Genomic DNA, 17,074 nt, shown 5'->3' on the forward strand with positions numbered 1-17,074 from the left:
GTTCGGCCTCCTGAAGTCGCGAAGATCAAGATCAAGATCAAGATCAAGATCAAGAGCAAGAAGAGCGAGTGGGGCGTGTGGTGCTTGGACCGCGTCGCGCTATGCGCGACAATAGCGCATCATTTGCGGAGCCCCCCATGACCGAATTCACCCCCGACGCCATCCTCGACGCCACCGGCCTGAACTGCCCGGAACCGGTGATGATGCTGCACCAGCACGTACGTGACCTCGCCGCTGGCGGCCTGCTCAAGGTCATCGCCACCGACCCCTCGACCCGTCGCGATATCCCCAAGTTCTGCAACTTCCTCGGCCACGAACTGCTGCAGCAGCAGGAAGACGCCGGCACCTTCCTGTACTGGATTCGCAAGAAAGCCGACTGAAGCGCTCTGGAACACGCCCCGCGTTGCGCCTACACTGCGTTCCCCAGACAGGAGAGCGCCATGCTGATAGTTGCCGACGAGAACATCCCGCTGCTCGATGCCTTCTTCCAGGGCTTCGGCGAAATCCGCCGTTATCCGGGCCGAAGCCTCGATGCCGCCAGCGTCAAGGACGCCGACATCCTGCTGGTGCGCTCGGTGACCAAGGTCGATCGCCAGTTGCTCGAAGGCAGCCGCGTGCGCTTTGTCGGCACCTGCACCATCGGCACCGACCACCTCGACCTCGACTACTTTGCCGAGGCTGGCATTCGCTGGAGCAGCGCGCCGGGCTGCAATGCCCGTGGCGTGGTGGATTACGTGCTGGGGAGCCTGCTGACCCTGGCCGAACTGGATGGCGTCGCATTGCCCGAGCGGGTGTATGGCGTGGTGGGTGCTGGTGAGGTAGGCGGGCGCCTGGTGCGGGTACTGCACGGCCTGGGCTGGAAGGTGCTGGTGTGTGACCCGTTGCGCCAGGCCGCCGAAGGCGGCGACTACGTCAGCCTCGATACCCTCCTGCAACAATGCGATGTGATCAGCCTGCATACGCCCTTGCAGCGCGGCGGCGAGCACCCGACCTGGCACTTGCTGGGCCAGGCACAGCTGGCACAACTGCGCCCCGGCGCCTGGTTGATCAATGCCAGCCGCGGCCCGGTGGTGGACAACAGCGCCCTGCGCGAACTGCTGCTCGACCGTGAAGACGTGCATGCGGTGCTGGACGTGTGGGAGGGCGAGCCACAAGTCGACCTACAACTGGCCGACCTGTGCACCCTGGCCTCACCGCACATTGCTGGCTATAGCCTCGACGGTCGCCAGCGTGGCACGGCGCAGATCTACCAGGCGCTGTGCCGCTTCCTCGGCGTGGAGGCACAGGTGCAACTGGCCGACCTGCTGCCACGCCCGCCGCTGGCACAGATCGAGCTGGACGCCGATGCCGACCCCGCCTGGGCCTTGGCCACCCTGTGCCGCGCCGTATACGACCCGCGCCGTGACGATGCCGATTTCCGCCGCAGCCTCAGCGACGACCCGCAGCAGCAGCGCGCGGCATTCGATCAGTTGCGCAAACAGTACCCGCCACGGCGCGAGATCGAAGGCCTGGCGGTGCGCTTGCGCGGTGAGTCGCCGCAGTTGGCGCAACTGGTGAGTGCCTTGGGTGGGGTGCTGGTTTGACAGCCTGTTGACCGCTGCCACTGCGCTGGGCAGCTGTGCGGTCCCTGTGGGAGCGGGTTCACCCGCGAAGAGGCCAGTGCAGGATTCAGGCAAATAAAAACCCGGCGCGAGCGCCGGGTTACAAGGGATTCGCCGATCAACCTTTGCGTACGCGCTCGACCCGGCTTTGTTCCAAGGCCTTGCAGGCCTGCTGGATCATCTGCTCGGTAATCGGTACCTCGCGCCCCTGGGCGTCGATGATCGAGCCGCACACCTGCGTGGGCGGGATGGGGCGGGGCTTCTGGTTGTCGCTGCCATGCTGCAAACTCATGTAGTGCCTCCTTATCAGGTTCAAGCTCAGGGTAACCCTGCGCCGTGACTGGCCTGTGAAACCTACCGCCGCGTCCCGGCAGAAATACTCCAGCAGAAACGGCGACAAAGCTCCAGCGTCTGGTTAGACCGATAGGCTATAGCGACCTGCAAGGGTTCCCTGGGCGCCGATGAGTGGTAGGCTGCGGTTTCCCCGCTCTTGTGGTCGCCGCCATGCCTGAATCGGTTTCCCCGCGTCAACGCCGCGCCTTGCGCCTGGGTTGGCAGTTCCTCCGTCCATACCGTCGACAGATGCTGCTGGCGTTGCTGGCCCTGGTGGTCACGGCTGCCATTACCTTGTCCATGGGGCAGGGCATCCGCCTGCTGGTCGACCAAGGCTTCATGACCCGCTCCACACACCAGCTCAACCAGACCATCGGCCTGTTCCTGCTGCTGGTGCTGGCCCTGGCGGTGGGTACCTTCAGCCGCTTCTACCTGGTGTCATGGATCGGCGAGCGCTGCGTGGCCGATATCCGACGGGCTGTGTTCGACCACCTGATCGGCCTGCACCCCGGCTTTTTCGAAGACAACCGCAGCTCCGAGATCCAGTCGCGGCTGACCGCCGACACCACCTTGCTGCAGTCGGTAATCGGTTCGTCGCTGTCGATGTTCCTGCGCAACGCGCTGATGGTCATCGGCGGTGTGGTGTTGCTGTTCATCACCAACCCCAAGCTCACCAGCATCGTGGTCGTGGCCCTGCCGCTGGTGCTGGCGCCGATCCTGCTGTTCGGCCGCCGGGTACGCCGCCTGTCGCGGCAGAGCCAGGACCGTGTAGCCGACGTGGGCAGTTACGTAGCCGAGACCCTCGGCCAGATCAAGACCGTGCAGGCCTACAACCACCAGGCACATGACCGCAAGTTGTTCGCAGGCGCAGTCGAGGCGGCGTTCGCCGTGGCGCGGCAACGCATTGCCCAGCGTGCCTGGCTGATCACCCTGGTGATCGTGCTGGTGCTCGGCGCGGTGGGAGTGATGTTGTGGGTCGGCGGCATGGATGTGATCGCCGGGCGAATCTCGGCGGGCGAACTGGCCGCCTTCGTGTTCTACAGCCTGCTGGTCGGCAGTGCCTTCGGCACCCTCAGTGAAGTGATCGGCGAGCTGCAGCGTGCGGCCGGCGCAGCCGAGCGCATTGCCGAACTGCTGGCGGCACGCACGGCGATCCTGGCGCCCAGTGTGGCGCGGGTGCTGCCACAGCAACGGGCCAGTGGGCGTATCGAGCTGCAGGAACTGCTGTTCGCCTATCCGTCACGGCCCTCGGTCGCGGCTGTCGATGGCCTCAGCCTGACCATCGAGCCGGGGCAGACCGTAGCGCTGGTGGGCCCTTCGGGGGCGGGCAAGTCGACCTTGTTCGATCTGTTGCTGCGCTTCTACGACCCGCAGCAAGGGCGCATCCTGCTCGACGGCGAGGCGATTACCGAACTGGACCCCGAGCAATTGCGCCGGCAGTTCGCCCTGGTGGCGCAATCCCCCGCGCTGTTCCGCGGCACGGTCGAGGCCAATATCCGCTATGGGCGGCCCGAGGCCACCTTGGCCGAGGTCGAGGCGGCGGCCCGTGGTGCTCATGCCGATGCGTTCATCCGGCAACTGCCCCAGGGTTACCAGACCCCGCTGGGCGAGGGGGGCATCGGCCTGTCTGGCGGCCAGCGGCAACGCCTGGCCATCGCCCGGGCGTTGCTGGTCGATGCGCCGATCCTGTTGCTGGACGAAGCCACCAGCGCCCTCGACGCGCAGAGTGAACACTTGATCCAGCAGGCACTGCCCAGCCTGATGGCCGGGCGCACCACCGTGGTGATTGCTCATCGCCTGGCCACGGTACAGCATGCCGACCGTATCGCCGTCATCGACAAGGGCCGGCTGGTGGCGATAGGCACGCATCGCCAGTTGATCGAAACCAGCCCGCTTTATGCGCGCTTGGCAGCCTTGCAGTTCACCACCGGCTAGCTTGTCGTGGCTTTGTAACATTTCTGTAGTATTTGCCTGAGAGTATCTGTCTCAACTGTTGCGCGCTTGACCTGGCTGCCATTGCTTGATGGCAGCCTTTTTTTGGCCTGCCAGTAACCGGGGCTGCGTCGTCGGCCCCAGCCTTCCCCCTGGTTTCCGAGATCCAAGATGTTGCGTAAATCACTCAGAGTGCAAATTCTCTCGCTGCTCGGTGGCAGCCTGTTGGCCATGCTGCTGATCGCCCTGGTGTGCTTCCAGGTCCTCTCGTCCAGCGTGCGTGGCTATGCCGAGCTGGTGGACGGGCCGCTGCGGGCCTCGCAATTGATCGACGAAGCCAACCTGCAGTTCAAGATCCAGGTGCAGGAATGGAAGAACGTGCTGTTGCGCGGGCGCCAAACCGCTGACATGGACAAGTACTGGCAGCAGTTCCAGGCCCGCGAGCAGCAGGTGCAGCAACTGCTCGGGCAATTGATCGAAAGCAGCGACGCGCGTCTCAAGGCACCGCTGCAGCAACTGCGCGACAGCCACCGGCAGCTTGGCCAGGCCTATGCGCAGGGCCGCCAGGCGTTCCTGGCGGCGGGGGGCGACCCGGTTGCCGGCGACCAGGCGGTCAAGGGCGTGGACCGTGCCGCCAGCGAGCAGATGAGCGAGCTGGTCGAGCAACTGCGGGGCGATGCCCGCCAGCGCGCCGCCAGCCTCAGCGCCGGCGCCGAACGCACGGTATGGCTGGGCCTGTTGGTGATGCTCGCCTCGGCGGTACTGGTGGGGCTGTTCAGCCTGTGGCTGGTCAACCGCAGCCTGATCGAGCCGATCCGCCAGTTGATCGACTATGTCGCACAGCTCAGCCAGGGCCGCTTTGCGGCGCGGGTAGACAGCCGCCGCGAGGATGAACTGGGGCGCCTGGCGCGGGCGGCCAACACCTTGCGCGATTTCCTCGCCGATACCGTCGGCCGCCTGCAGGACAACGCCCAGGAGCTGGAGGGTGCCAGCGGCCAGCTGCGCAACATCGCTGGCGACATGGCCCGTGGCACCCACGACCAGTTCCAGCGCACTGACCAGGTGGCCACGGCCATGCACGAGATGTCTGCCACCGCCCAGGAAGTCGCACGCCACGCCGCTGAGGCGGCCCGCGCCGCGGACGATGCCGACCACAGTGCCCAGGCAGGCGAGCAGGTGATGCAGCAGACCATCGACATCATCGGCGTGGTCAACCGCGAGATTGCCGGCACGGCGGCGGTGATTCGCGACCTGGAGCATGACAGCACGCGCATTGGCAAAGTCCTCGAAGTGATCCGTGGCATAGCCGAACAGACCAACCTGCTGGCGCTCAACGCGGCCATCGAGGCGGCTCGCGCTGGCGAGGCCGGTCGTGGCTTTGCCGTGGTCGCCGATGAAGTGCGCAGCCTCGCCCAGCGCACGGCGGCGTCGATTGCCGAGATTCAGCAGATCATCGAAGCGGTGCAGTCCGGGGCAGTGGAAGCGGTCAAGGCCATCGAAAGCGGCCAGCAGCGCAGCGAGGAGGGCGCCGCGCAGGTGCAGCAGGCCGGGCAGATGCTGCAGCGCATCACCCTGGCAGTAGAGGCTATCCGCGACATGAACCGGCAGATCGCCACGGCGGCCGAGGAGCAGACCAGCGTGGCCGAAGACATCTCGCGCAACCTGATCGAGATCACCCGCATCGCCACGGCCAACCAGGAGGCGGTGCAGCATACCGAACAAGCCGGGCAGCGCCTGCATGGCTTGTCGGGGCAACTGGGTGAGGTCACCTCACGCCTCACTGCTTGAGGCGTTCCAGCGTTCATGCGGTCCCTGCAGAAGCGGGGACCCTTTCTCGGATGCAACAAAAAGCCCGCACAATGGCGGGCTTTTTGATCAGGATTTGGTCGGAGAGACAGGATTCGAACCTGCGGCCTTCTCGTCCCGAACGAGACGCGCTACCTGGCTGCGCTACACTCCGATGAAGGAAATCCTACTGCATCCTGTTTTTGCACGCAACCCCTTGTTGTTAAAAGGGCGTTTGCAAAAAAGCATGCTGCAATCAGAGCTCTTTCACGGTGCGAATCTGGTCCTTGTTCAGGCGCGTGCGCTTGCCATCCAGTTGCTCGAATTCGTAGAAGCCGGAGTCTTCATCGAATTTTGGGGTGTCGGTGGCCTGGATTTCGCGACCGTCGTTCAGGGTAATGACGGTTGGCGATGCGCAGCCTGCCAGGGCGCCCAGGCCCAGGGCGAGCAGGAAGGCGGGTAGGGTCCGTTGAATCATCGTGTTTCTCCAGTGCGATGGTGCTAGATGACATTAAGACGCAGCGCGTCCGCGCAAGTTCCTTCTACAGTGCAGCATAGCCGCTCAGCCAAGGCATTGACCAAGCGCAACAGCCACGGGTGTCACGCTGTGATGGGGGCGCGCTGTGTTATAACTGCGGCCATCCCATCTTGTTGTGACGGACGTCCATGAAAGCCAAGGCAGATACCCCCTTCGTGCCGCTGAACATCGCCGTGCTCACGGTCAGCGACACCCGTACCTTCGACACCGATACCTCCGGCCAGCTGTTCGTTGACCGCCTGAATGCAGCCGGCCACCGCTTGGCCGAGCGTGTGCTGCTGAAAGACGACCTGTACAAGATCCGTGCGCAGGTTGCCACCTGGATTGCCGATGACAACGTGCAAGTGGTGCTGATTACCGGCGGCACCGGCTTCACCGGGCGTGACAGCACGCCAGAGGCCGTGGCGTGCCTGCTGGACAAGCAGGTGGAAGGCTTTGGCGAGCTGTTCCGGCAGATTTCCGTGGCCGATATCGGCACCTCCACCGTGCAGTCGCGCGCCCTCGCCGGGCTGGCCAACGGCACCCTGGTGTGCTGCCTGCCGGGGTCGACCAATGCGGTGCGCACCGGCTGGGACGGTATCCTCGCGGAGCAGCTGGATGCCCGCCATCGCCCGTGCAACTTCGTCGCGCACCTGAAGCAGGCTGCGGCCTGTGACAGCCGTGGCTGAGGTCCACCAGGCCCGGCCGCTGATGCCGGTGGAACAGGCCCTGGCGCAACTGCTGGCATTGGCCGAGGCCGCCCCGATCGGCGACTCCGAGAGCCTGCCGCTGGCGGAGGCCGAGGGCCGTGTGCTGGCCAGCGCTCTGCTGGCCCCGCTCGACCTGCCGCCTTGGCCGAACAGCGCCATGGACGGTTATGCCCTGCGCCTGGCCGACTGGCAGGGCGAGCCGCTGCCGGTCAGCCAGCGGATCTTCGCTGGCCATGCGCCGCAACCGCTGCAACCCGGCACCTGTGCACGGATCTTCACCGGCGCGCCGCTCCCTGACGGCGCCGACTGCGTCGAGATGCAGGAAAACACCGCCGACGTGGAACAGGGCCGGGTCCGCTTCCTCGAACCGTTGAAAGCCGGGCAGAACATTCGTCCCCAAGGCCAGGAAACCCGCAAGGGCGAGCAGGTGATGAATGCCGGCACCCGGCTGGGGCCGATCGAGCTGGGCCTGGCCGCAAGCCTCGGTTACGACCGCCTGCAGGTGGTGCGCAAGGTGCGGGTGGCAGTGCTGTCCACGGGCGACGAACTGGTCGAGCCCGGCCTGCCGCTGGGGCCGGGGCAGATCTACAACAGCAACCGCCAGCTGCTGGTCAGCTGGTTGCAGCGGCTGGGCTGCGAGGTGGTCGATGCGGGTATCCTGCCGGATGACCTGGCGCGAACCCGCGCCTGCCTGGCCGAGCTGGTCGCTGTCGACCTGATCCTGTCCACGGGCGGCGTTTCGGTGGGCGAAGCCGACTACCTCGGTGCCGCCCTGCGCGAAGCGGGCGAGCTGGCCTTGTGGAAGCTGGCAATCAAGCCGGGCAAACCGTTGACCTTCGGCCACTACCAGGGTGTGCCGGTGATCGGCCTGCCTGGCAACCCGGCGTCGACCCTGGTCACGTTTGGCCTGCTGGCCCGGCCGTATCTGTTGCGGCGCCAGGGCGTGGCCGACGTCACGCCGCTACGTTTCGACATGCCGGCAGGCTTCGACTGGCCCAAGCCCGGCACCCGTCGCGAATACCTGCGTGCCCGCATCGAGCAGGGCCAGGTGCGCATCTACAAGAACCAGAGCTCTGGCGTGCTGCGCAGTGCGGCCTGGGCCGAAGGGTTGGTGGAGGTGCGCGAAGGCAGCACGCCGAAGCAGGGTGACTGCGTGCCGTTCATCCCATTCAGCGAGCTACTTGGCTGACCGGCCCAGCCAGGCGCTGGGCAGCGGCGCGGCCTCGGCCGCTGCCGCCTGGGCCAGGCGCATGTGTACATTCTCCAATTGCTGGGCAGCCACCCGCCAATCATGGCGCTGGCGGGCGAACTGGCGCCCGGCAGCGCCCAGCTGGCTCATGCGCCAGGGCTGGTTGAGCAGCTGTGTGATCAACAAGGCCAGCTGGTCGCCGTCGTCACTGCCCAGGTAATGCTCGCCGTTGTTCGCCGCCAGGCCGGAAACGCCTTTGCCAGTGGTGATGACCGGCAAGCCGGCGGCCATCGCTTCGAGTATCTTTACCTTGGAGCCACCGGCATAACGCAGCGGCGCAAAGAACAGTGCCGAGCGCCGCTGCAGCTCACGCAGGTCCGGGCAATAGCCCAGCCATTCGATGCGCGGGTCGTTCCAGTGCAGCTTCCAGCTGGCCGGCATGGCATGCCCGGCGATGGCCAGGCGCACCGCCGGATTGCTCATCCACACTTGTGGCAGGATGTCTTCCAGCGCCCATTCGATTGCCTCCAGGTTGGCGCCGCACTCGAAGTTGCCAACGAACAGCAGGCGCTGGCTGTGCAGCGCCGGTTCCACGAACTGGTAGAAATCGCAGTCCACGCCATTGACCACCACGTTCACCGGGCGCCCGCTGGCCTGCGCGATCAACTCGGCGTCGTGGCTGCTGACCGCCACCAGTTCGGTGGGCTGGCGCAGTACCCGCTGTTCCCAGCGCCGGTAGCGCCACCGGTCGAAGGCATTGAACGGGCGCAGCCACAGCGGCAGGCGGTCGTGGTTGGCACCGCCTGTCAGCGACTCCAGGGTGTGTTCGCTGAGCATATACGGCAGCCTGCGGGTCTGCAGGGCCTTTTCGAAGGGCTGGAAACTGTAGCTGTGCTCGATCTGGATCACGTCCCACGGCTCGTCCAGCAATTGCTCGAAGCGGTGCCGCAGGCGGGGCGCCAGGCCATTGATGATCGCCCGCATGGGGTAGTCGAGGATGGGCGAGGCCAGCAGGTTGAGCGGGCTGTGCAAGGGCCGGCGGGGCAGTACGATCAGGCGTTCGAGCAACGGCTCCAGGACCTCGCGGGCCGCCTCGTCGAGAGGAATTTTCGATTGCACCAGCAGGGTGATCCGGTGGCCGCGCTGGGCCAGTGCGCGCAGTAGATGGTATTGCCGGGTCTTGCTGCCGCTGGTGGTCGGCCAGGGCAGGTAAGGCAGCGTCCAGAGAATGCGCATGACCCGGAGTCCTCGCTGAAGGTCACGGTTGACAAGGCACGCGCGTCGGCAGGCGTGCACACCACTGCCGGTGGGGCGCGTCCTTGGCCAGGGTTGAGGCAGGCCCGGGCAAACAGGCGTCAATAGGCTGACTGGCCTGGAAAGACTCCCTGCTCGGGTCAAAAACTTGTCGATGCATCAGCCAAGCATAGCCGGGCCTGTGCGATGCTGTGAAAAAACACCGGTTGAGCCGATCAATTGCACAGCGGCATGCAACGATCCTGGGCTGCCGAGGGTCGAGATCTGGGTTGATCCATTCATGGAGGGGCGCACATGCAAGGGCGCAAGGCAATGCTGATCCTGCACGGCAAGCAGGCGATGAACGAAGAGGTGCGCAGCGCCGTGCGCGGCCTGCGCGACAGCGGCTGGGTGCTGGATGTGCGGGTTACCTGGGAGGCCGGTGACGCCCAGCGCCTGGTTACCGAAGCGCTGGCCGCCGGCTACAGCCATATCGTTGCAGGGGGTGGGGACGGCACGCTGCGCGATGTCGCCGAGGCCATGGGGCTGGCGGGTACCGAGGCCAGCCTGGCGTTGCTGCCGCTGGGCACGGCCAACGACTTTGCCAAGGCCGCCGGCATCCCCCTGGAGACCGCCACGGCGCTGGCCTTGCTCAACGTTCCTGCGCAGCCGATAGACCTGGGGCAGGCCGGCGAGCAGTTGTTCCTCAACATGGCCACAGGCGGTTTTGGCAGCCAGGTCACGGCCAACACCTCCGAAGACCTGAAGAAAGTCCTGGGCGCTGCCGCCTACCTGTTCACCGGGCTATCGCGCTTCAGCGAACTGCAGGCCGCTTCGGTGGCGTTGCAGGGGCCAGGTTTTCACTGGCAAGGGGACTTGCTGGCGCTGGGTATCGGCAATGGCCGCCAGGCCGGGGGCGGGCAGGTGCTGTGCCCCGAGGCGGTGGTCAACGACGGCTTGCTCGACATCGCCATCCTGCCGGCTCCGCAGGAAGTGGTCGGGACCTTGCGTGACCTGTTGGCCGGAGACGGCCTGTTCGTCCGGGCCAGGTTGCCCTGGGTCGAGATCAAGTGCTCGCAGGGGCTGGACATCAACCTCGATGGCGAGCCGTTGCAGGCCGACAAGCTGCGCTTCCAGGCCAGGGCCGCAGCACTGCGCCTGCACCTGCCAGCCGGGTCGCCGTTGCTCAGTCGTCCAGGCTGATGATTTTCTCGCGCACGGCGAACAGCACCAGGCCAGCCACGTCATGGATCTGCAGGCGTTTCATGATTTGCGAACGGTGGGTTTCCACCGTCTTGATCGACAGGCCCAGGCCGCTGGCGATCTCCCGGGTCGATTTGCCACGCACGATCAGGCGCAGGATCTCCAGTTGCCGCGCGGTGAGGCTGTGGCGCTCGCCCGTGGCTTGCTTGCCCTGCCTGGTGTGCTGCAGCGCCTGGTTGATGACCGTGTGGGCGATGGCCGGGCTGAGGTAGCGTTCGCCGTTGCGCACCGCGGCCAGGGCCTGCTCCAGCTCGGTGGCGCTGGTGTCCTTGAGCAGGTAGCCGTGGGCGCCGCTTTCCAGGGCACGCATGATCAGGTCCGGGTCGGTGTGCATCGACAGGATCAGTACCTTGCAGTTGTTGCCGCTGGCGCGTAGCTGGGTAAGCGCATCCAGGCCGCTGGTCGAGCGCATGGAGATGTCCAGCAAGACGATATCCGGCGCCAGCATGCGCACCCGTTCCAGCAATTGGCTGCCATCGTCGGCTTCGCCGATAACGTCATAACCGGGGATGTCGCAGACCAGGGCACGCACCCCGGCGCGGATCAGCGAATGGTCGTCTACCAACAGCAGTCTACAGGTCATGGGTGTCGGTATTCCTGGCGCGTTGCTGAGTACGCGGTGGCCATGGGAACACCGCCTCGATGTGCGTGCCCTGGCCGGGCTGGCTGGTGATGGCGAGGCTGCCCTGCAGCGCGGTGACCCGCTCCAGCATGCCGGCCAGGCCGCGTTGGCCTGCCTCGGCCGGGTTTCTCGCCGGCACAAAGCCATGGCCGTCATCACGGATCGACAGCGCCAGCCCTACGGGGGTGCGTTGCAGGCCGATGACCAGGTTGCGTGCCTGGGCATGGCGCAGCATGTTGGTCACGGCTTCCTGGGTAATACGAAACACTGCCATGGTCACCGCCTCGTCAATGCCGCCCAGGCGCTGGTTGCAAGCCAGGCTCCAGTGCACGTCGCTGTTGGCCAGGGTGCGCACCAGGTGCGCACGCAGGCTGGCTTCCAGGCCAAGGCTGGCCAGCTGCCGCGGGTTGAGCAGGGCGGACACGTTGCGCACGTTGCCCAAGGTGTCATCCAGCGTACTGCGCAGCGCCTCGCAGTGGCCCTGCAGCTCCTCAGGCATGCGTTTTTGCAGCCATTGCAACTGCAGCTTGGCGGCGGTGAGCAACTGGCCGATGTCGTCGTGCAGTTCACGGCCCAGGTGCTGGCGTTCGTCTTCCTGGACCTTGAGCATGCGCTCGGCCAGTTCCGCCGGGCGCAGGCTGATCGACCTTGCGCTCAGGCCCAGTTGCACGGCAGTGCCCAGGGTGGCGGCCAGCTGTAGCAGCAGCAGGCTGGTCGGGATCGCCTGGTTGCCCAGGTACAGCACCAGGTTGGCGACCAGCGAGGCCACGCACAGCCCGACCGTTGCCCAGCGCAGCAGGGCGGCGCGGGAGCGGCAGCGCAAAGAAGTCTTCAAGCGTGGGAGCATAGGTAGGGAAGCCACTGAAGTATTGCTGATGAAGGGCCTTGCACAATGCTGGTCAGAAGCTTGGGCGCAGTTCTTTCGATAGGTTTTCGAGCACATGAGCTTCCAACCTTTCAGTAGGTTGCAAGCGTTTATGGGTGCGCATATTACCACTTCGTACTGCCGCGGTCGCGGCTGGGTAGCGCTTTGAAACGCCGGCCGGTTGCGCCCTGCCGGCCAGCAAAGTGCCACCCGTTGAGGCGCGTAATGGGTAACTTGTGCGGTAATGATCCGACCTTGCTCCGGCAACTTCGGGCACCTTCCAGGCTCGACCATGGTGGGGCTTGAATCAACGAGGCCAGTTGCACGTTGTGCCGGGTCAATACGAGGACGGCGAGCGGTCGGGTTGTGTGCTGTCTGCCGCTTTGTCATGCGGGTGGATGCACACGCTGCCTTGTTCGTCACAGGACGTGCAGGTTCGGGCCAAGGGCTGCTGCACGACCTTGGCCAGTTCACCCAGCAGCACCAGCTGCTCGCCGATGTCCAGGTTAAGCCGGCCTGTCAGGGGGTCGACCAGCTCCAGCTGCCAGGCGAGCAGGGTCAGGCATGCCTCCACGGCCGGCAATGCTTCGCGCTGCAGGCAGCCGTCGTGGCAGGCCGGGGCGAGCAACTGTTGCAGGGCAGTGGTGTAATGGGCGACTTCGCGCAGGCCCAGGTGCATGGCCTGGCGGGCGAGGCTATCGAGCGCGTTGTCCAGGCAGCGGCAGGCATCCGGGTCGTTGTCGATCAGTTCCAGATGCTGCAGGCACTCCTGCGCCTGGGTCAGCTGTACCTGAGCGTCCAGCAGAAACCGCTGCAGCGCGTCATCGAACGATAAGGCACTGTCCTTCATGATGCCCCCGCGCGTAAGGCAGGCGCAGAGGACGGGCACGCCGATACGATAGCTAGCAAAAGCCTGACTCCATTCATGCAATGAGAATGGCGTCACATTAATGGCTAAAGGATAGCGCGAACATCAGGTTGCACCCGATTGTCGCTAAGGGTTTCCCTTATCCGAGCCTCAGGTAGGGAACTTTTTGCCGGGCTGCCGATTTGCTCGGCGGTGCCCGCAGTAAAGCATGATGTTAAAGTGATATCAATTGTTTCGGCGCATTTTCCGGCAAGGGTCAAGCTGGGCGTGAAGCCGCCGATACAAGGTGGATGATCTCAATTTTTTCGACTCAAGCCTGGGGGTTTTCCAATGGCTGGCATTCTCGACACGGTAGACCAACGTACGCAACTGGTGGGTGAGAACCGCCTGGAAATCCTGATGTTTCGCCTGGCTGGTCGCCAGCTGTTCGCGATCAACGTGTTCAAGGTCCAGGAAGTGCTCCAGCTGCCCAAGCTGACCCTGATGCCCCAGCGCCACGCCTTCGTCTGCGGGGTGGTCAACTTGCGTGGCCAGACCCTGCCAGTGATCGACCTGTCCCAGGCGATCGGCATGCGCCCGCTGCAGCCGGGGCCTGACAGCACCATCATCGTGACTGAGTACAACCGTTCGGTGCAGGCCTTCCTGGTGGGCGGTGTCGACCGCATCGTCAACATGAACTGGGAGGCGATCATGCCGCCGCCGACCAGCGCCGGGCGCCAGCATTACCTGACCGCCATCACCAAGGTGGATGACAAGCTGGTCGAAGTGATCGACGTGGAGAAGGTGCTGGCCGAGATCGTGCCGTACAACGCCCGGGTTTCCGGCGACAAGCTCGCTGACCCGGTGCTGGCGCGGGCGCGTGGCCGCGAAGTGCTGCTGGTGGACGACTCCAGCGTGGCCCTGGCGCAGTTGCGCGACACCCTGTCCCAGCTGGGGGTGAAGCTGCACGTGGCCAGTGACGGGCTGAAGGCGTTGCGCCTGCTCAAGGGCTGGGCCGATGCCGGCGAGGATGTCTGCAAGAAGTTGCTGATGGTGTTTACCGACGCCGAGATGCCGGAAATGGACGGCTACCGGCTGACCACCGAGATTCGTGGCGATGCCCGTTTGCGCCAGCTTTACGTGGTGCTGCATACCTCGCTGTCGGGCAGCTTCAACGAGTCGATGGTGAAAAAAGTCGGCTGCGACAACTTCCTGTCCAAGTTCCAGCCTGATCGCCTTGTCGATGTGGTCAAGCAACGCCTGTTGCTGGATGCCGCTACTGCGTGATCCAGGCCCCTGCCGGGTATAAGCTTGGCGTTTTTGCATGACGCGAGGCGGCAGGGATGTTTCTCAGTGAGCTGTATCGGTACCCGGTGAAGTCGGGGCAGGCGCAACGCCTGCGGGCTTCAGCGGTGGGGTTGTTGGGGTTGCAGGGTGATCGGCGCTGGATGGTGGTGGAGGAGGAGAACGGACGCTTCCTCACCCAACGTGCCTGGCCGCGGCTTGGCCAGCTCCGCGCCAGCGAAGACGACTGCGGCCAGTTGCTGCTGCAGGCGCCGGGGCAGGCTGCGTTGCGGGTGTCGGTGCCGGCGGCCGATGACGCACTGCGGGGCGTGACCATCTGGCGCGATACCTTGCGCGTGCCGGATGCCGGTGATGCGGCGGCGGCCTGGCTCAGCGAGCTGCTGGGCAAGCCCGTACGCCTGGTGCATTGCCCCGAACAGCGCGCGCGCTACCTGCCCAATGGCTATGGCTTGAACAGTGACCGGGCGGCGTTTCCGGACGGTTTTCCGTTGTTGCTGATCGGCCAGGGCTCGCTGGACGAACTCAACCGGCGGATCGGCCGGCCGATGGAAATGCTGCGCTTTCGCCCCAACCTGGTGGTGCAAGGCGCGGCGCCCTTTGCCGAGGATGGCTGGAAGCGGATTCGCATCGGCAGCCTGGAGTTCCGCGTGCTCAAGCCCAGTGTGCGCTGCATCTTCACCACCATCGACCCGGCGACTGGCGAGCGCAGTGCCGACCGCGAGCCGATGGCCACGCTCAGGACCTTCCGCGAAAAGGAAGGGGATGTGTTGTTCGGGCAGAATCTGGCGGTGGATGGTGGTGGGCAGCTTGAAGTAGGGATGGAAGTCGAAATCCTGCAATGACCGGTTGCCTGCACCGGCCTCTTGGCGGGGTTATCCACCAAGAGACCGGTGCAGTTTCAGCAACCCTCACATGTCGTCAAAGTACCGCTCATGCCAATCCACCAACGGCTGCGGCGAGTTGAGCTTCTGCCCGTAGATCACCGAATACGACAGCACGTTCTGCACGTACTGGCGGGTCTCGTCGAACGGGATGGATTCCACCCACACATCGAAGCTCAGGTGCTTGGCACCTTTGAGCCACTGCCGCACCCGCCCTGGCCCGGCGTTGTAGGCCGCCGACGCGAGTACCCGGTTGCCGTTGAACTGGCTGTGCACCTGGCTCAGATAGGCGGCGCCGAGCTGGATGTTCTTGTCCGGGTTGAGCACCTGTGCCGGCGATGCCAGGGGAATGCTGAACTTGCGCGCGGTTTCCTTGGCGGTGGAGGGCATCAGCTGCATCAGGCCGCTGGCGCCCACCGGGGAGCGTGCATCCTCCATGAAGGCACTCTCCTGGCGGGTAATGGCGAATACCCAGCTCGAGTGCAGGCCGCGGACCTTGGCTTCACGCACCAGGGTGTCGCGGTGGGCCATCGGGAAGCGGATGTCCAGGTCGTCCCAGTACTGTGCCTGGCTGATGGTACGAATGGCCGGGAAGTACCAGCGCAGGTCGTAGCCCAGGCGCGCCTGGGCGACCATTTCGTCACGGTTGAAGTGGCGGCTGACGTGGTACCACTCGCGGCGGCCTTCGACGATCTGGCCGCGGGCATGGAACTCCAGCGCGCGGCGGATGCCCGGAGTGTTGCGCACCTTGTTGACCAGCTGCGGGCTGAGTACCAGCGGCTTGTTGTTCAGCTGGTAGGGGGTCTGTGCCCGGTCGGCGGCGAGGAAGCCGTAGAAGTCACGCTCGCGCGCCACGTTCTTGTACAGCAACGGCACTTGCGGGTTGTTCGGCTGCGCCAGCTCCAGGCTGCGGGCTTGCCAGTACTTCCAGCGGCTGCTGCTGGCCAGGTCCTGCGGCAAGCGCTTGGTCAGCTCGTAGGCGTCCTCCCAGCGGCCCAGGCGCAGCAGCAGGCGCAGGCGCCACTCGCTGACGGTGTTATCGCGCAGCTCCGGGTCGTAGCGGGTCATCAGGTCGAGTGCGCGCGGGTCGTAGCGACGGGCCAGGGTAAGGCCGATCTCACGGGCGATCGCCACCTTCTCGTCGCGGGAAAAATGCATGCGCTGGGCGTAGTCGTCGAGCAGCGCCATGGCCCGTTCCGGGTCCTGCCGGGCCAGGCGACGCAGGCCGAGGCTGACCACGTCGGACATGGCTTCGTTGGCCGGGGTGAAGCGCGACGGCTGATTGAGCAGTTCGGGCTTTTGCGCCACGTCGACCAGCAGGCGCCCTTGCGGGCCGAGGGTGGTCAGGGTCTGGACCAGATTGTTGGCCAGGCTGTAGTTGCGCGCCTGGGCCGCCAGCTTGGTGCGTTGCCAGCGCTTGGCCTCGGTCAGCTGGCCTTCGGCTGCCCACATGGCGAACAGCGTGTCGCAGGTGGCCGGCTGCGACTTGCCGACGTTCCATAGCTTGTCGGCGGTGGCGTAGCCCTCGGCACGCAGGCCATGGCTGAGCTGGTACTGGCCGTTGAGGCAGTCCAGTTCGGTGAAGTTGAGCTTGGGGTCGTAGTACTTGACGAAGGTATCCCAGTCGCCGCGTTCGGCCAGCCAGCGCAGCCAGCGCAGCTTCATCCAGTTGGCCTGGGGCAGGTCGCCATGCTTGGCGAGGAAGTCTTCGATTTCCTGGTTGCTGGCGCTTTTCAGGCGCGCGGTGAGTTCGTCATAGGCCAGGTAGGGCGTCAGCGGGTAGTCGCTGAGGGCCTGGGCATAGCGCAGGTACGGGCCCTTGTCGCCCTTGGCCAGCGCGCGCTTGGCCTCGTCATAGTATTGGCGTTGCAGGGTAAGGTCGGCGGCCTGCGCCGCGCCGGTGGCGGCGGTGAGCAGCAGGCAGGATGCAATGTGTAACAGGCGGCTGCGCATGATACGTCCGGGCAGTTGAACCATGGGGAAGTGACGGC

Annotated in this window: 16 protein-coding genes, 1 tRNA gene and 1 pseudogene; 10 read left to right on the forward strand and 8 right to left on the reverse strand. The window is 65.3% G+C overall.

The window, feature by feature from the left end; all coding sequences use genetic code 11:
- Nucleotides 1-137: 137 nt before the first annotated feature.
- Nucleotides 138-380: a sulfurtransferase TusA gene (gene tusA / locus HU763_RS08565; RefSeq protein WP_170029072.1), complete on the forward strand. Its 243-nt coding sequence runs from the start codon at nt 138-140 to the stop codon at nt 378-380.
- Between the two features lie 60 nt (nt 381-440).
- On the forward strand, nt 441-1,583 hold the full coding sequence (gene pdxB, locus HU763_RS08570; RefSeq protein ID WP_170029073.1) for a 4-phosphoerythronate dehydrogenase PdxB: 1,143 nt from the start codon (nt 441-443) through the stop codon (nt 1,581-1,583).
- A 136-nt stretch (nt 1,584-1,719) separates the two neighbouring features.
- Here the strand turns inward: pdxB and HU763_RS08575 are convergent, their stop codons facing one another.
- A complete protein-coding gene (locus HU763_RS08575) occupies nt 1,720-1,893 on the reverse strand; it encodes a PA1571 family protein (RefSeq protein WP_170029074.1) in 174 nt (57 codons plus the stop codon).
- 212 nt (nt 1,894-2,105) lie between these two features.
- Here HU763_RS08575 and HU763_RS08580 point away from each other — a divergent pair, with 212 nt between their 5' ends.
- The 3 genes and pseudogenes from HU763_RS08580 to HU763_RS25020 all read left to right on the forward strand — a co-directional run bounded on the left by HU763_RS08580 (nt 2,106) and on the right by HU763_RS25020 (nt 5,654).
- Entirely contained in the window at nt 2,106-3,869 is a 1,764-nt protein-coding gene (locus HU763_RS08580; protein ID WP_186690624.1) for an ABC transporter transmembrane domain-containing protein, read from the forward strand.
- A 741-nt stretch (nt 3,870-4,610) separates the two neighbouring features.
- Nucleotides 4,611-4,721: pseudogene (locus tag HU763_RS25015) on the forward strand (hypothetical protein); the annotation flags it as partial.
- Between the two features lie 228 nt (nt 4,722-4,949).
- Nucleotides 4,950-5,654 carry a methyl-accepting chemotaxis protein gene (locus HU763_RS25020; protein ID WP_420831051.1) on the forward strand — a complete coding sequence of 235 codons (705 nt, stop codon included), beginning with the start codon at nt 4,950-4,952 and terminating at the stop codon, nt 5,652-5,654.
- A gap of 95 nt (nt 5,655-5,749) precedes the next feature.
- On the opposite strand, the gene HU763_RS08590 is transcribed toward HU763_RS25020, so the two are convergent.
- Nucleotides 5,750-5,826, reverse strand: a tRNA-Pro gene (locus HU763_RS08590).
- Nucleotides 5,827-5,907: 81 nt separating this feature from the next.
- Complete coding sequence (locus HU763_RS08595) at nt 5,908-6,129, reverse strand: YgdI/YgdR family lipoprotein (protein WP_025338312.1); 222 nt, start codon at nt 6,127-6,129, stop codon at nt 5,908-5,910.
- A gap of 188 nt (nt 6,130-6,317) precedes the next feature.
- Between HU763_RS08595 and moaB the strand changes: the two genes are divergently transcribed.
- Complete coding sequence (moaB, locus tag HU763_RS08600; protein ID WP_170029077.1) at nt 6,318-6,857, forward strand: molybdenum cofactor biosynthesis protein B; 540 nt, start codon at nt 6,318-6,320, stop codon at nt 6,855-6,857.
- Nucleotides 6,841-8,067: a molybdopterin molybdotransferase MoeA gene (locus HU763_RS08605; RefSeq protein ID WP_186690625.1), complete on the forward strand. Its 1,227-nt coding sequence runs from the start codon at nt 6,841-6,843 to the stop codon at nt 8,065-8,067. Before moaB ends, HU763_RS08605 begins: the two co-directional genes overlap by 17 nt.
- Here the strand turns inward: HU763_RS08605 and HU763_RS08610 are convergent.
- Nucleotides 8,056-9,303, reverse strand: a complete 1,248-nt coding sequence (locus tag HU763_RS08610) for a glycosyltransferase family 4 protein (RefSeq protein WP_186690626.1) — start codon at nt 9,301-9,303, stop codon at nt 8,056-8,058. The two genes, HU763_RS08605 and HU763_RS08610, sit on opposite strands and share 12 nt — an antisense overlap.
- A 312-nt stretch (nt 9,304-9,615) precedes the next feature.
- Here HU763_RS08610 and yegS point away from each other — a divergent pair, with 312 nt between their 5' ends.
- On the forward strand, nt 9,616-10,503 hold the full coding sequence (gene yegS, locus HU763_RS08615; RefSeq protein ID WP_170029080.1) for a lipid kinase YegS: 888 nt from the start codon (nt 9,616-9,618) through the stop codon (nt 10,501-10,503).
- On the opposite strand, the gene HU763_RS08620 is transcribed toward yegS, so the two are convergent.
- The 3 genes from HU763_RS08620 to HU763_RS08630 all read right to left on the reverse strand — a co-directional run bounded on the left by HU763_RS08620 (nt 10,487) and on the right by HU763_RS08630 (nt 12,900).
- The gene (locus tag HU763_RS08620) at nt 10,487-11,146 is read right to left on the reverse strand and encodes a response regulator (protein WP_170029081.1); all 660 of its coding nucleotides are present in this window, start codon (nt 11,144-11,146) and stop codon (nt 10,487-10,489) included. The genes yegS and HU763_RS08620 overlap by 17 nt on opposite strands.
- Nucleotides 11,136-12,032, reverse strand: a complete 897-nt coding sequence (locus HU763_RS08625; protein ID WP_186690627.1) for a sensor histidine kinase — start codon at nt 12,030-12,032, stop codon at nt 11,136-11,138. Before HU763_RS08625 ends, HU763_RS08620 begins: the two co-directional genes overlap by 11 nt.
- A 355-nt stretch (nt 12,033-12,387) precedes the next feature.
- The gene (locus HU763_RS08630; RefSeq protein ID WP_186690629.1) at nt 12,388-12,900 is read right to left on the reverse strand and encodes a histidine kinase; all 513 of its coding nucleotides are present in this window, start codon (nt 12,898-12,900) and stop codon (nt 12,388-12,390) included.
- 348 nt (nt 12,901-13,248) lie between these two features.
- Between HU763_RS08630 and HU763_RS08635 the strand changes: the two genes are divergently transcribed.
- Entirely contained in the window at nt 13,249-14,184 is a 936-nt protein-coding gene (locus tag HU763_RS08635) for a chemotaxis protein CheV (RefSeq protein ID WP_170029084.1), read from the forward strand.
- A gap of 56 nt (nt 14,185-14,240) precedes the next feature.
- On the forward strand, nt 14,241-15,044 hold the full coding sequence (locus tag HU763_RS08640; RefSeq protein ID WP_186690631.1) for an MOSC domain-containing protein: 804 nt from the start codon (nt 14,241-14,243) through the stop codon (nt 15,042-15,044).
- Between the two features lie 66 nt (nt 15,045-15,110).
- Here the strand turns inward: HU763_RS08640 and HU763_RS08645 are convergent, their stop codons facing one another.
- A complete protein-coding gene (locus HU763_RS08645) occupies nt 15,111-17,036 on the reverse strand; it encodes a transglycosylase SLT domain-containing protein (RefSeq protein ID WP_186690633.1) in 1,926 nt (641 codons plus the stop codon).
- Between the last annotated feature and the right edge of the window lie 38 nt (nt 17,037-17,074).

It is taken from the genome of Pseudomonas anuradhapurensis (assembly GCF_014269225.2).
Lineage (GTDB): Bacteria > Pseudomonadota > Gammaproteobacteria > Pseudomonadales > Pseudomonadaceae > Aquipseudomonas > Aquipseudomonas anuradhapurensis.

Coding starts and splice junctions, on each gene's coding strand:
- tusA (WP_170029072.1), top strand. CDS start 138: ATGACCGAATTCACCCCCGACGCCATCCTCGACGCCACCGGCCTGAAC.
- pdxB (WP_170029073.1), top strand. CDS start 441: ATGCTGATAGTTGCCGACGAGAACATCCCGCTGCTCGATGCCTTCTTC.
- HU763_RS08575 (WP_170029074.1), bottom strand. CDS start 1,893: ATGAGTTTGCAGCATGGCAGCGACAACCAGAAGCCCCGCCCCATCCCG.
- HU763_RS08580 (WP_186690624.1), top strand. CDS start 2,106: ATGCCTGAATCGGTTTCCCCGCGTCAACGCCGCGCCTTGCGCCTGGGT.
- HU763_RS25020 (WP_420831051.1), top strand. CDS start 4,950: ATGTCTGCCACCGCCCAGGAAGTCGCACGCCACGCCGCTGAGGCGGCC.
- HU763_RS08595 (WP_025338312.1), bottom strand. CDS start 6,129: ATGATTCAACGGACCCTACCCGCCTTCCTGCTCGCCCTGGGCCTGGGC.
- moaB (WP_170029077.1), top strand. CDS start 6,318: ATGAAAGCCAAGGCAGATACCCCCTTCGTGCCGCTGAACATCGCCGTG.
- HU763_RS08610 (WP_186690626.1), bottom strand. CDS start 9,303: ATGCGCATTCTCTGGACGCTGCCTTACCTGCCCTGGCCGACCACCAGC.
- yegS (WP_170029080.1), top strand. CDS start 9,616: ATGCAAGGGCGCAAGGCAATGCTGATCCTGCACGGCAAGCAGGCGATG.
- HU763_RS08620 (WP_170029081.1), bottom strand. CDS start 11,146: ATGACCTGTAGACTGCTGTTGGTAGACGACCATTCGCTGATCCGCGCC.
- HU763_RS08625 (WP_186690627.1), bottom strand. CDS start 12,032: ATGCTCCCACGCTTGAAGACTTCTTTGCGCTGCCGCTCCCGCGCCGCC.
- HU763_RS08630 (WP_186690629.1), bottom strand. CDS start 12,900: ATGAAGGACAGTGCCTTATCGTTCGATGACGCGCTGCAGCGGTTTCTG.
- HU763_RS08635 (WP_170029084.1), top strand. CDS start 13,249: ATGGCTGGCATTCTCGACACGGTAGACCAACGTACGCAACTGGTGGGT.
- HU763_RS08640 (WP_186690631.1), top strand. CDS start 14,241: ATGTTTCTCAGTGAGCTGTATCGGTACCCGGTGAAGTCGGGGCAGGCG.
- HU763_RS08645 (WP_186690633.1), bottom strand. CDS start 17,036: ATGCGCAGCCGCCTGTTACACATTGCATCCTGCCTGCTGCTCACCGCC.